This window comes from Acanthopleuribacter pedis, assembly GCF_017377855.1.
In the GTDB taxonomy this organism is placed as follows: Bacteria; Acidobacteriota; Holophagae; order Acanthopleuribacterales; family Acanthopleuribacteraceae; genus Acanthopleuribacter; species Acanthopleuribacter pedis.
On record NZ_JAFREP010000003.1, the window covers coordinates 225,209 to 238,783 of the forward strand.

Annotated in this window: 7 protein-coding genes and 1 pseudogene; 4 read left to right on the forward strand and 4 right to left on the reverse strand. The window is 57.4% G+C overall.

Annotation, left to right across the window (positions count from 1 at the left end; all coding sequences use genetic code 11):
• Positions 1 to 138: 138 nt before the first annotated feature.
• The 3 genes from J3U88_RS04330 to J3U88_RS04340 all read right to left on the reverse strand — a co-directional run bounded on the left by J3U88_RS04330 (position 139) and on the right by J3U88_RS04340 (position 4,136).
• On the reverse strand, positions 139 to 2,196 hold the full coding sequence (locus J3U88_RS04330; protein WP_207857058.1) for a monooxygenase: 2,058 nt from the start codon (positions 2,194 to 2,196) through the stop codon (positions 139 to 141).
• Between the two features lie 492 nt (positions 2,197 to 2,688).
• A complete protein-coding gene (locus tag J3U88_RS04335) occupies positions 2,689 to 3,378 on the reverse strand; it encodes a LytR/AlgR family response regulator transcription factor (RefSeq protein ID WP_207857060.1) in 690 nt (229 codons plus the stop codon).
• Positions 3,375 to 4,136: a sensor histidine kinase gene (locus J3U88_RS04340; RefSeq protein ID WP_207857062.1), complete on the reverse strand. Its 762-nt coding sequence runs from the start codon at positions 4,134 to 4,136 to the stop codon at positions 3,375 to 3,377. Before J3U88_RS04340 ends, J3U88_RS04335 begins: the two co-directional genes overlap by 4 nt.
• A gap of 325 nt (positions 4,137 to 4,461) precedes the next feature.
• Between J3U88_RS04340 and J3U88_RS04345 the strand changes: the two genes are divergently transcribed.
• The 3 genes and pseudogenes from J3U88_RS04345 to J3U88_RS35225 all read left to right on the forward strand — a co-directional run.
• Positions 4,462 to 5,358: an ABC transporter ATP-binding protein gene (locus J3U88_RS04345; RefSeq protein WP_207857064.1), complete on the forward strand. Its 897-nt coding sequence runs from the start codon at positions 4,462 to 4,464 to the stop codon at positions 5,356 to 5,358.
• Positions 5,343 to 8,849, forward strand: coding sequence for a M1 family aminopeptidase (locus J3U88_RS04350; protein ID WP_207857066.1), 3,507 nt, complete (start codon positions 5,343 to 5,345; stop codon positions 8,847 to 8,849). Before J3U88_RS04345 ends, J3U88_RS04350 begins: the two co-directional genes overlap by 16 nt.
• A 79-nt stretch (positions 8,850 to 8,928) precedes the next feature.
• A pseudogene (locus J3U88_RS35225) lies at positions 8,929 to 9,039 on the forward strand (pentapeptide repeat-containing protein); the annotation flags it as partial.
• A gap of 235 nt (positions 9,040 to 9,274) precedes the next feature.
• On the opposite strand, the gene J3U88_RS04360 reads toward J3U88_RS35225, so the two are convergent.
• Complete coding sequence (locus tag J3U88_RS04360) at positions 9,275 to 9,529, reverse strand: hypothetical protein (protein WP_207857068.1); 255 nt, start codon at positions 9,527 to 9,529, stop codon at positions 9,275 to 9,277.
• 686 nt (positions 9,530 to 10,215) lie between these two features.
• Between J3U88_RS04360 and J3U88_RS04365 the strand changes: the two genes are divergently transcribed.
• Positions 10,216 to 13,236: an AAA domain-containing protein gene (locus J3U88_RS04365; protein ID WP_207857069.1), complete on the forward strand. Its 3,021-nt coding sequence runs from the start codon at positions 10,216 to 10,218 to the stop codon at positions 13,234 to 13,236.
• Positions 13,237 to 13,575 lie beyond the last annotated feature (339 nt).

A 13,575-nucleotide genomic window follows, 5' to 3' on the forward strand; every position in this document is an offset into this window, starting at 1 on the left:
TGTTATTTACCTATCGGGCACTTTTGGGTCCGGCGTGACATCCGCGACCTCATTAACAACTTAAATCGGGTCATTCTCTCGGGACAGGCTCCTTACAAAGACTTACAAAAAGGCCGCCCATCGGGGCGGCCCACGTTTTTATCGGGGTTTGGGTTCCAAGGGGGTGGTTCCCGCGTCACATTTCTTCCAGGGTTTCACCGCGTCGCCTTTGCGACAACAAGACGGCAGTTTGTTCAGCGGGTTGGTGCGCCGTTTCTCCAAGTTGACCCCGGCCGCGTTGACCTTCATCGGCCATTCCCAACGGCTTTTCTCGTCGGTGATGTCGAAGGGCGCCACCACGCCGATAAAGGCCAGTGCCATTTCATCCGTGGTCGCGTCACCCCAGCGAACCGGCAACGGTGGGTTGTTGGGGTTATAGGGGTTTTGCGCCGAATTGTCGAACACGCAGTTCAGCGTGATCGTGGAACCCGGCTCAATGCGCACCGCATCTTGATAGGAATAGAACTTTTGCCAATTGAAATCCCACTTGGGGATGTCGATCAAACATTGTTCGCCGCCGGCGTTGTCGGTGGTTGAAACCGTCACTGATTTACCCAGCAAGTGCATGTGCGGCATGACCACAAACAAGTCCAGCCACACAAAGTTGGGCAAGGTCAGCGATTCGGAAACCACATAATCACTTGCGCCGGCGGGGATGACAAAATCCTCGTTGAGCAAGGGCAACAAAAAGAGCTCTTTTTCGTGGGGCGTTTCGGACAGGTACAGACCGAATTGGGTTTGATCAAATCCCGCGGTGCCGCTGTAGTGGTAGTGAACCTGCATCACAATGGTGGTGTTGGGTTCGATCCTCATGCCGATGTTGTCACCGAAAAACTGTGGATCCGAGCCTGGCGCCCAACCGCCGAGCATGCGGACTTCCTCGGTTTCGGGGCCGCCGAAGCAGGTGTAACCCGGACCGCTTTCGCTTAAATCCAGGGCTTCGCCCTCGTTGGTGGTGACGGCGTACAAGATCACGTGATGCACAAACTCAAGGCTGCCTGGCAGGATTTCAAGTCCTTCTAAATACAGGGTTTCACGGTTGTTGAGGGGGATCGGGAAACAGCGGTAGTCGTCAGGGCCGGGTTTGAATTCGTAGGCCTCGTTATAGGTAAAGGTTTGCGTGGGGGTGCCGCCGCGCCAGGCAATGTCGCCCGCGGGTTCGAAGATGGGCGCACGTTGGGGAGGACCCTGATCCAGATCCGCCGCCAGCCAGGCCAGGAGCATGTCTTTTTCGGCCGGGTCTAAGGCCTGTACCCCTTTAAATTCAGAACATTCCGTCGAAGCCTTCCAGGGTGGCATTCTTCCCTCGCTCACCTCCAATTGCATGAGGTCGGGATAGGTCACCGTCTCGCTGTAGTTGGTTAGGGGGAAGGGGCCGATGCCGCCATTTTGGTGGCAAGTTGCGCATTTGCGATTGATAATGCGGCTGATTTGGTTGCTGTAGGTGAGCTTGGCCGCCGCGGGCAGATTGCGGTCCAGGGCCAGTTCCGTGAGGACCGAAACGCCGCTGCCGGGTAAGGTCCCGCGCAAGCCCATCGCCACCAAACCTGCCGGGGCGCGCGCCGCGATGAAGCCGTCGCCGGCCACGTTTTCGCTGAACAAATTGGCGGGAACCGCAACCCACTTGGCCTTAGGCGCAAGTGTGAAACGCAGCGTTTCGCCCGTGTTGCCGCTCGGGTCGTGGGCGGATAGTTGAAAGGTGAGGGGTTCTTCGCCGGGATTAACCAAGACCAAGCCGTCAAAGGCGCCGCTTTGGTTGACCGGCAGGAAACGCACGCTAGCGGTTAAACTTTCCTGGGCCGAAACCGTTGCCGGCAAGACACTGCCGCCGGTGGTTTGGTAGGAGGCGGAGACCTTGACGTTGTCGCCGGCCGAAATGCGCAGGTGGGAAACGGCGACGCCATTCCATTGGAGGGCGTCGCGGGTTAGATCAAGCCGTTGCCCGGCGGGTACCGTGACCTCGCGGGCGGCATCCGCCAAGAGCAGGCCGCCCGCATCATACGCGGTAATTTTGGCGACGAAGTCGTTTTCATAGTCGCCGTTGATTAGGTGGAGGGTGGTGGCAAAACCGCCGGTTTCGGCCGTGTAATGGGGAATCCAGGGCTCAGCCGCCCAGCACAGCCCCGTCATAAAAACCAAGAACCAAGAACATCTCATCGAATCGCTCCAAATTGGGCACGGGTCAAAAGCCCGGCTAATGGTATTTGCTTCACATGCACATGTGTCCTCAGCACGTTTTTCGCGGTGACCACGATCAAAGCGCATGACGGGACCTTCGGTTGCAGCAGGAAGGTGAGCGGGACCTCATCCGGCCGATCACGGCGGGAGATCACAAAAACGGTCCGGCGAAGCGGCCCGCTTTTCTTGTCTACGGCGTTGCGAAAGCGCGCTGAGAAAAACGGTTTGCCTTGGGGAACCGGTGCCGAACGGAAAAAGGGCATGCCTATAACCTAAGAAGCGCGATAACTCGCGGTGGTTTTGACTAAACCTCTGGGCTACAACGGCCTGTGAAAATGCTCACCGCACCCAGCGGGTGCGCTTCCGCTTTTCCCAAGCCATTTCGCTCCAGATCTTTAGCCAAACCCCCTCGCTCTTATCGCGCCTCTTAGGTATAAGTGGCCGGGCGCGATGAAAATCCTTCGGACTTTTTTATTTTTTAAGGAAGGGGATCAAATTAGCCTTATAGGTTCGCCCGACCGGTAATTCCCGTTCACCCAGTTGCAAGGCGCCGGCGCGCACCGCGCTAATTGCCGCAACCGCCACAATATAAGAGCGATGGATACGTACGAAGGCGTCATCCGGCAGTTGTTCCGCCATCGCCGATATTTTTTCCAGGGTCATCAACCGCCGGTCGGCCAAATGAACGATGCAGTAATTGCGGCAGGCTTCGATGTAGTGGATCTCGTGGAGCGGCACTTGATGGTGGGTTTTGTCGTCTTTGACCACCAGCGTTTGCGGTACTTCCGGCGCGCCTGCCTCCGGCTCCGGCGCAAGGCGGGCGCGGACCTTTTCCACCGCTTTTAGAAAACGCGCCATGCCGAAGGGTTTCAGCAGGTAATCGCAGACATCGAAATCGTAACTTTCCAGCGCGTATTCACGGTGTGCCGAAATAATCACCACCAAGGGGCGCTGTTGCAGGGTACGCAGCAAATCAAACCCGCCCAGCTTGGGCATTTGCACGTCCAGAAAAAGCACATCGACGGGTTCTTTGGCCAGCAGATTCAGGGCTTGCACGCCGTCATAACAATTGCCCACCGATTCCATGAAATCCAATTCGCGGCAGTAGCCGGCGATAATTTGGTGGGTAATCGGTTCATCGTCAATGACCAAATACCTCATAGCGCCCCCAGTCTCAAGGCGGCGTGGAAGACGTCGCCCTCGCGGCGCAGTACACATGCATCGGGGCGTGGTCCGTACAAGAGTTCCAGGCGACGACGCAAATTGGCCAAACCGATGCCAGGCTTGCCCGGCGCGCTGTCCGTCGCCACATTGTTGCGAATCTCGAAGCGAACCTCGCGGGAATCGGCCTGCACATCCAGGGTAATCCAGGCCGCCTCGCCCAATTTTGCCACGCCGTGTTTAAATGCATTTTCCAGCAGGACGACCGCCATGAGGGGCGGCAGGCGTACCTGGTCGTCCGCGACCGATTCGGTCACCTGAATATCGATTTGATCGCCAAACCGCATTTGGTTCAATTCAATGTAGTGGTGTAGGTACGCCAATTCATCGCACAGCGCGACTTGATCCTTGCGACCCTCGTAAATCGTGAAGCGCATCATGTCGGAGAGTTTCAGAATCATCTCAGGTGCTTGCGGCGATTGGGCCAGGGTTAAGCCGTAAAGATTGTTCAGGGTGTTGAAGAAGAAATGAGGGTTGATTTGGTTTTTGAGCATCAACACCTCCGCCCGCAACGATTCTTCGCGCAGGCTTTGTAATTTGTCCCGTTGGCTCGCGCGTTTGCTGATCAAGTAGCTGATGGGGATCAGTAATGCCAGCGTGAGGTAAACCAGCAGGAGATCACGGGCGCCCACGTGTTGCAGGGTCAACGCGCCCAGCAGGTATCCGACAAACCCCAATGACGCTTTCCAGGCTTCCAAACACAACCCCCGATGTTTTTGACGATGTTTTTGAATTGGTTCCCAGTCTGCCATGGAGGGGTTGTTCGTCTCAAGAGCGCGCGGACCAACGACCGATTATTTAGGACGAACGACCGTCGCAATCCAGCCAAACCCCGTGGAACACCGGTGAAGTCGTCTGGGGTGCGCTTGAAAACGGTGGTTGGTCCGCTTTTTTGACGGTTGGGGTCGTTGGTCATCTTTCCCCGGTCGTTCGTCCAAATCCGCCGGCGGTTCCAGTTTGGACCGCGTAGGTTAGGGCATGACAGGCCGCGATTATAGGTAAGTCGGCCGGCAAGGAGACCGCATGTTATCGATTACCCATCTGTCCAAAACCTATCCCGGCGGGGTGCGCGCCCTGGACGGCGTTACCCTCGACATCGGCACCGGTATTTTCGGTTTGCTCGGCCCCAACGGCGCGGGCAAGTCGACCCTAATGCGCACCATCGCCGCCTTACAGGAACCCGATCAAGGCTCCATTCTTTGGGATGGAACCGACATCGTGCGTTACCCGCACCTGGTTCGCCAGGTTCTCGGTTACCTGCCCCAGGATTTTGGGGTTTATCCCAAAATCTCGGCCGAGCGCTTGCTGGATCACATGGCCGTGCTCAAAGGGTTGCGCGACAAAAAAGAACGCCGTCGTCAGGTCGATGAACTGCTCGAACGCACCAACCTTGCCTGGTGCCGTCGCCAGGCCGTGGCCCAGTTTTCGGGCGGCATGCGCCAGCGGTTCGGCATCGCCCAGGCCCTGTTGGGTGACCCGCGACTGATCATTGTCGACGAACCCACCGCCGGCTTGGACCCGGAAGAACGCAACCGTTTCCACAATCTGTTGGGTGAAATCGGTGAGAACATTACCATTGTGCTGTCGACCCATATTGTCGAGGATGTGCGGCGTTTGTGTGGCAAAGCCGCGGTCATGGCCGGCGGCAAAGTGCTGTTGGAAGGGCGTCCCGATCACCTCGTGGAACAACTTCAAGGGCGGGTCTGGCGCCGTTCCGCCGCCCGCGCCGACCTGCCCCAATGGCGCCAACGCCATCGGGTGCTTAGTGACCGCTTGGAAGCTGGGCGGTGTTTTATCCGCGTGTTGGCCGACCACCAACCCGAGGCCGGCTTCGAGCCTTGCCCGGCCCATTTGGAGGACGCGTACTTCGCCGCGTTGGCCGCGCACGAAGGGGAGGTGGCCGTATGTTCCGCGACCTAGTCCGTTTTGAATTGGGCTACCAATTTAGCCAAACCCTGATCCGTGTTGCCGTGGCGGCCTTTTTCTTGCTCGGTTTTTTCCTTGGGTACACCCTCTATGCCGGTCCCAACGTATACCGACTCGCTCCCATCGCGATTGCGCAGGGGATGGTGCTGCTCTCGCTTTCCTCCTTTTTCGGGCTCGCGCTGTTCACCGGCAACGCCGTGTTGCGCGACCGAACTCACGGCATGGAGCCCTTGGTTCACACCACCCCGGTTACCTTTTTCTCGTTTCTTTCCAGCCGCTTGCTCGGGTTGATTGTCGTCGTGTTTTTGGTCGTCGGCTTGGCCGGGCTCGGTATGGTGATCGGCGGTACCTTGCCCTCGCCCCACGGCGCGGAAGTAGGGCCGTTGCGGATCAGTGCCTTTTTGTCCGCGTTTTTTACCTTCACCGTCCCCAACGTGTTCCTCGGGTTGAGCCTGTTATTTTGCGTGGCGACCCTTTGTCGCGGCCAGATCGCTGTTTATGTGGCTGGGATCGCACTTTTCATTGTGTACATCGTGGGCTCCATGCTGAGCAATTCGCCCGTCATGGCCCAATCCAAACAGCTTTCAGCCGACGAAACCAAACTCGCCGTGCTGCTCGACCCTTTCGGTGTTTTCCCGCTGTACGAACAGGTTCGCTATTGGGATCTCGCCGCCAAAAATACCCAACTCATCCTATTGGAGGGTGACCTGCTCGCCAACCGATTGATTTGGATGACCGTGTCACTTGCGCTTTGCTGCATCGCCTACCGTTTCTTCCGCTTCCGCGAGGCCGCGACCACCGGCCGGACGCCCGCGATTGTCAACCGACCCCTTGCCGTGTCGAGCTTCGCCGGGCTCCAACCCGTCCGCCCTCGCTTCGGCGGCGGTTTTGTCCTGCGTACGCTCTGCTCAAAAATTGCTGTTGACATGCAGCTTATGGTGCGTGGCCTGCCCTTGTTGTTGCTGTCGTTGCTTTGCCTCTTCTTATTCGGCATGGTTTTGACCGAGGAGATGGGACGGGGCGATCTTGGGGTACCCCTTGCCGCCCGAGCCGCGCTGATCATTCCCGAACTGCAGGACCCGATGCGCATCCTCGGTCCTCTGGTGGTGATTTTCTTTACCGCCGAGTGGGCTTGGTTGGAACGAGAACACCGTTTCGACGGCATCGTTGACAGCAGCGCCGTACCCAGTGTCGTGCTTTGGGTCGCCAAGTGGCTCGGTCTCGGTTGCCTGATCCTGTTCCTCATCAGCCTCGCCGTCATGGTGGGTGCGGGCTACCAACTCGTGCGTGGTGCCGGCATTCACGACCTCTCAACCTACGCCCGCCTTTATGGGTTTGTTGGGTTCCCGCTGTGGTTTTTTGCGGGCTGGGTGCTCGCGCTCCAGAATTTCCTTCCCAACAAATACCTCGGCATGTTGGCCGGTGCCGGTTTGCTGGTCCTGGCCCGTGCGTTGCGCAACCTCTTCCAGTGGGAACTGTCCTTCCTGACGATGCCCTTTTTCCCCGCGCCCCATATGTCCGAAATGACCGGCGGCGGTTACGGTGACGACGTCGCCTTTTGGGGAATGTTGCTCCATCTTGGCGCGGCCTTGCTCGTTGGCGCCGCCGCCTTGTTTTTCCTGCGTCGCGGCCACAAACGTCGCGCCTTTGGGGTCATGCGTCCGGTCGCCGTGCTTGCAGTGGTGGGTTTGACCGCCTTGGTGGCCTCGGCCGGCGTTGTTTTCTACAAAACCCACTTCGATATGCAGGTGGCAAGCGGCCATGAAATCGAAGCTTGGCGGGCGGGTTACGAAAAAACCTACCGCGCCACCGCCGACCGGCCCCAGCCCGTGTACCGCGCCGGCCGCGTTCAAGTGGATGTGTTCCCCGAACGTCGCCGTTACCAGGTCACCGCCACCTACAGGTTCATGAACCCCCACGCCCATGCTTTGGAGCAAATGACGCTCACCACCCCGCCCTTGCGGGGCCTGCGTTGCCGCACCCGTGTCGAAGGTGCCAATCGCAAGGATGTGGATTCGCGCTTCGGGGTGGAGACCTATGTTTTCGAAACGCCGTTACAACCGGGCGAAGAGGGACAACTTCATTTCGAGCTCACCGTAAAACAGTCTGGGTTTGGCAGCATGGACGGCGAACACTACGTCTTGCCGGGCGGGAGTTACATCGAGCTTAGCAAGTTTGTCCCGAATTTCGGCTACCTGGCCCACCTCGAATTGACCAACGACCCTTTGCGCCGCAAGTTCGGGTTACCGGCGCATTCCGGTTGGGGAAATGACGACGACAGCGACCCACCGACCCAACCCTGGTTTTCTCTTGAGTTAACCGCCTCGGCCCCGGCCGGATCGCGCGCGCTGAGCCTCGGCCGACTCGAGCGTGAATGGGAGAGCGACGGCCGTCATTTCAGTACCTTCCGCATCGACCAAATCAGCAGCCATTGGTATGCCTTGTCCGTCGGTGATTACGCCGTCGCGGAAACCACCGTCGACGACGTTCGGGTCGCCGTATGGTACCGACCCGGTCACGAGGCGAATGTGCAAACCATGCTCGACGCCGCCGCCGGCGCGCTTTCCTACTTTCAAACCCACTGGGGCGAATATCCTTATCAAGATTTGCGCATTGTCGAGATCCCGGCATTCTCGGCGCGTTTTGGAGCCACCTCTTACGCCACCACCATTTTCGCTGTCGAAAGTCGCTTGTTCCTGTTGGACCAACAAGACGAGGACGCGTTTAACATGGTCGGCCGAATCGTGGCCCATGAGGTCGGCCACCAGTGGTGGGGCGGCATGGTGAATCCGGCACCGGTCGCGGGGTACCGCATGCTGACCGAGGTGCTGTGTGAATACGCTGAGTCGGCCGTGTTCGCCGAATGGTACGGTTGGGACGAGGAGCGTTTTTACTTGGATGAAGTCGCCGCCAAGTATTTCTTTTTCAGGGGTTACGACGCCGTGGAAGAACCCTCGTTACATCGCATCGGAGGCGAAACCCATCCGGCCTATTTTAAAGGCGCCCACGCCATGCACCTGGCGACCCAATTCCTTGGTCGCGAAACGGTGAACCAACGGCTGGCCGCCTTTTTCGAAGCGCACCGGTTTCCAGCCCGACCACGCAGCACCGATCTGTTGGCCATCTTGCTCGAGGATGTACCCACGCCGCAACGGGTTCGCCTGGAAGAACTGTTCAAACGGGTGGTGACCTACGACCTGCGTCTCCGAGAAGCGAATCGGGACACCGACGACTTGGTTCATTTGGCCATTCAGGTCGAAATTCAAGGCGACAGCGCGGAAAATCGGCCGATGGAACTGGAATGGATTGCCCTGGATCAAAAACGGCGGCCCCTTGGAGAACCGCAAACCGTGACGGTGAAGGCGGGGGACACCGCGGTGCGGGTGAAGGTGCCCCTAGGTGCAGCGAGCATTGAAGTGGATCCCCGCCGCTTGTACCTAGAAGCCAATCGCGGCGACAACCGCCGCACCATCACCCTGCCCTAACCCGCATTTCTCACATTGATTCGTCGCGAGAAGCTGAAAGCCTTGTGAGTACGAAGATGACAACCAAGCCACGGCACAGGGGTCCGACCTATCGGGGTCCGACCTATCGGGGACCGACCTATCGGGGTCCGACCTATCGGGGACCGACCTATCGGGGACCGACCTATCGGGGTCCGGCCTATCGGCGTAGCAGCTGAGGCGAAGGCGACTCGACCGAGTAATGCGGATGGCCGCCCCGCGGAAGGCCGCCCCGAGGAAGGCCGCCCCGAGGAAGGCCGCCCCCTCGTAATCGCATGGCTTGGCCCGTGGCAGAATTCCTAGTGAGAAATGCGGGCTAACCTAAGGGCACAATCCCAAAAACACAAAGGCGCCGTCGCGGAGCAACGGCGCCTTTTGTTTTTGCGTGTCTTAGGTTGTGATGCGAATTAAAGATTGATGCGAAGGACGGGACGGACCGTGACCCGAGGCGCGGGGCGAACCACGACCTTTTTGCGGGCGGGTCGAACCACCACTTTGGTCGCCGCGGGGCGAACCACCACTTTTTTGGCGGCGGGGCGAACCACGACCTTTTGCGTTTTCACCACGACGGGTGCGGGTTGGGTACGAATCACCACGCGGGTGCCCGCGCTCAACGGTGCAACAAACGCCAACATCAAACCGAAAACCAATAACTTTTTCATAAGGAACCTCCCACTTTTGTGTTCTGTAAAGCCAGACCGGCCAGGTAGCTACGGCGTTTAACCCAGCGTGCGATACCGTGACCCCGGTCACCCGAAATAATTAAAAATGGCTTTGGTTTTCGTGCGTAATGGAACCTTGTTGCGATGCTCTTGTTCCGAAACTGGTGGTTTTCAAGGTGGTTTGCCTGAGGGATTCGTGTTTTAGTTTTTTTTGACATATTTTAACGACTGATTAAGATAGGGATATTTCTCACATTTCCGTCTCAAACCACGAACCTTTTTCAGGGTTTGGATCGGTAGGTTTTATGAAGAACCCCCAGTCACCTGAGTATTATCGAAAAGTTTTAACCTACTGGCGATCCTGTCTCTTAGACCAAAGTCGGATCAGTATTCCTGATGGTGTATTGGAAGAAGCTGAACCGGTTGACCGTGCGGCTTTATCCGGGGGTAAGATTCCGAAGACCGTGGTGGAGCGGCTTCTTGAACGTGGATCAAGCGGGGGTCGGAATAAGAAGTTCGTCACCCATGGTGCCGTCCCGTTGCTCCTCGCGCCCGTCGTTTTTCGCGCGGAGGTGAGCCATGGCCAGGCGAACCTGGGTTTACCTAAGTTTGTTGTGCCGCTTTGGATACCCGCCACCTTTCTGATGACCCTTGGTTGCGAGCCGCCAACACGGTTTAAGCCGTGGATGACCCGAGGTTTTTTAGAACCGCTTCGAGGTGGCAAGGTCATTTTGGGCCATGTGGCCGACCAAGATCAGTACCTCGAAGAACACGATCAAGCTGTTTGGGAAGATTGGGCTTCCTACTGGGCTTTTTGCGAGGGGTTGTTCGCGCATGTGACCAAGGCAACGATGGAAGAACTCGAAATTGTGATGATGCGTGTCAGTTCGCCCCTTGTGTTACTAGACCAGCCGCGACCCAATGCTGCTTTCTCCCTATTAAAACTGTACGATTATTTGGCGGACCAACCGATTCCGCCGTTATTGGCTGATTACGCTTCGCCCGTGGTGGATGCCTTACCACCGGCGGAACCGGAGCTCGGGTACCGTGCCTTGGCCCATGTGAACCCGTCTTACGGATTGGCCGACTCCCAACGGGGCATTTTGCATCGCGTCTTGGGCCAACTGCCCGGCTCGATTTTGGCCGTGACCGGTCCGCCGGGAACCGGAAAAACCAGCTTGATTCAGTCGATGGTGGCCAATTTGTGGGTTAACCACGCTTTGGCTGAACGGGAGCCGCCCGTGGTGGTGGTTACCTCGACCAACAACCAAGCTCTGCTTAACGTGATGCATAGCTTTTCCCGAGGGACCGATGGTGAGGATGCTTTTGCCTCGCGTTGGTTGCCCAAGGTGTCCGGTTTTGGTTTGTTTTGTCCTTCTCACGCTCAGGTGGAAACACTGAAACAACAAAAAGTTCTCTACACCACCGACTGGGAAAAGGGTTTTCCCGAGATCCTGGGCAAGAAGGATTACCTCGTCGAAGCTGAAACGGTTTTTATGGAAAACCTTGCTGCCCAGGGCGCGCCTCACTTTGACCGTATGGACGATGTTGTCGCTTGGCTTCATGAACAACTGCGCGGTTCTTGTGAGTTTTTTGCCCAATTCGATCCCGGTGAGCAGGCCGAACGCGCGCGGGAATCGGCGCGCCTTTCCGGCGAAGTCGCAGCATTGGAAACCAAGGTCGCTACGTTGAAAGGGGAAATAAAACGGATTGGACGGATTCAGCGGAAGTGGCTGGCCAACCAAGCGGTGGCTTTAGGCGACATCTTGCGGGAAAAGTTATCCAAAAGTTTTGTTGAGAAACGCAACCGGGCCTTGTTTTTAGGGTTGGGGGTGACCATGCCGCCCGAACTGGATTTAGGCGATGATTCCGGGCTCGGTCGTTATTTTGATTACCATTTACAGCAATATCGTCAGGAACTCGAACAAGCCGAAGTTGCTCATGAAGCAGCCTTGACGCAGCGCGCGGCGTGGCTCGCCGAAGAGGAACGCGTTGCCCAAGCAGCCGCGGCTTTCGAGGATATAGGTTCGGCGGATGTGCAGATGCGACTCGATACCGGACCGCGCCGTCAGGCGTTTTGGTGGGCGACCCACTATTGGGAGGCCCGTTGGCTGGCAGACCGGCTCAAGGCTGCCGATGGGGGTGTGCGCAAACGCAAGAAATCCGTTGCCTACCAACAAAATCGATGGTGGGCGATTGCCAAACTCACGCCTTGCTTGGGTGCGACAACCTACAGTGTCCCCAAGTTCTTTAACCTTTCTGATAAACCCTTGTCGGGGTTTATCGATTGGCTGATTATTGATGAAGCCGGTCAGGTTGCGCCTGAGTTGGCCGGCGCCGGAATCGCTTTGGCAAAACGGGCCGTGGTTATCGGAGACGAATACCAAATTGCACCCGTGGCGGGTTTGCCCCGCCACATCGAACAGGGCAACCGGCGCGAATGCGGCCTCAATGACCACGATCTGGAATTTGAGGCGTGCGGCCTCATGGTGACAGAAGGTTCCGCGATGAAAGCGGCTGACTTTAAGCAGCGGCGACGCGGGGTGCGGCCGCAAGCGACCATGTTGTTGGAACACTACCGATGTGTGCCGGAGGTGATCGCCTTTTGTAACCAGTCGGTTTACGGGGGACGCTTGATTGCGAAGCGCAAACCCTTGGAAAAACGCTGTCTTCCCGCCATGGGTTATGCCCACGTTCCTGGCCACACCAAACGCCGCAAACAGGGCAGCCTCCATAACGAAATTGAAGCGGAAGTGATTATTTCCTGGCTGGTAGCGCGCGCGGAAGAACTGTGTGAATTTTATGGCGGGCGCCCGATGAGTGAGCTTGTCGCCGTGGTCACCCCTTATGCGGCCCAAGCGCAAACCTTGAGACGTCGCGCCCGCCAAGAAATCATGCTTAAGGATCTCACCATCGGCACCATTCACGTCATGCAAGGCGACGAGCGTCCGGTGGTGCTGTTCTCCAGTGTGGTTGCCGGCGAGGAAACCGCGAGTTTCATTAATTCGGATGTGGCCATGCTCAACGTCGCCGTTTCACGTGCCCAGGATTCCTTCCTGGTTTTTGGCGACATGAATGTGTTCGCTGCCGGCGAGGGTCACACGGCCAACCTGGCCCGCAACCACCTGTTTGCCGATCAGGCCAATGAAATTCGTGATTTCAAGCTTCCCAAAAAGCTTTTACTCAGGCGATCTGGTGCCAAGGTTCGCCATTTGACCGATACCCAAACCCACATGGCCTATTTGGCCCGGGTTTTCGAAGCCGCTCGCGAACGGATCCTGTTGGTGTCGCCCTTCATTTCGATTCGTGCCTTGATGGAGGCCGACCTACTCCACCATATTGAAGAGGCTGTGCAAAGAGGGCGTGAGGTCTTGGTTTATACCGACGCCTTTTTGGATCTGGCCCGGACGGGCTCCGGGAAACCCACCTTGAAACCCAATGCCGCCGAAGGCCGCGCGGCGCTTGCCAAAGTCGGGGTCCAGGTTCGGGAGATCAACAACATTCACAGCAAAACCCTGTGCATGGACCGGCGTGTCTTAATAGAGGGATCCTTTAATTGGTTGTCGGCGGTGCGACGCGGGCCGTATTGCCGTTACGAGGCTGGATTGTGTTATGCCGACGATCATTGTGAGGTGCTAGCCGCGCGCATCGACCAACTGGCTGACTTTTTTGAAAAAAAGTGGCTTGAGGATCAAAAGAAACGATGAACCGCCGCCATGGGTTACGCCACCATCGACATCAAAATGATGCGACCGCTCCAGCCCGCATTTCTCACAAGGATTCGTCGCGAGAAGCAGAAAGCCTTGTGAGAAATGCGGGCTAGCCGGAAACCACCATCCGCGCCGAAGGATCCGTTAATAACATGACCCGTTTCACCGTGATGGGCGAGGGTCAATTTATCGAAGGGGAACACGGTAAAATCGTTGCCCAGGTCACGGCGCGGCCCGCCTTCATCCTAAAAATAGAAATTGTGTGCGCTGCGTTATATCTCTGATGCTTCAATCTTGTTTAAGGAGAAACGGGGTGTTAGGGTTCCTCGAGCGATG

Bases quoted from the DNA above. Each gene is read 5' to 3' on its own strand.
- J3U88_RS04360 (WP_207857068.1), bottom strand. From the start codon at position 9,529: ATGAAAAAGTTATTGGTTTTCGGTTTGATGTTGGCGTTTGTTGCACCG.
- J3U88_RS04345 (WP_207857064.1), top strand. From the start codon at position 4,462: ATGTTATCGATTACCCATCTGTCCAAAACCTATCCCGGCGGGGTGCGC.
- J3U88_RS04330 (WP_207857058.1), bottom strand. From the start codon at position 2,196: ATGAGATGTTCTTGGTTCTTGGTTTTTATGACGGGGCTGTGCTGGGCG.
- J3U88_RS04335 (WP_207857060.1), bottom strand. From the start codon at position 3,378: ATGAGGTATTTGGTCATTGACGATGAACCGATTACCCACCAAATTATC.
- J3U88_RS04365 (WP_207857069.1), top strand. From the start codon at position 10,216: ATGACCCGAGGTTTTTTAGAACCGCTTCGAGGTGGCAAGGTCATTTTG.
- J3U88_RS04350 (WP_207857066.1), top strand. From the start codon at position 5,343: ATGTTCCGCGACCTAGTCCGTTTTGAATTGGGCTACCAATTTAGCCAA.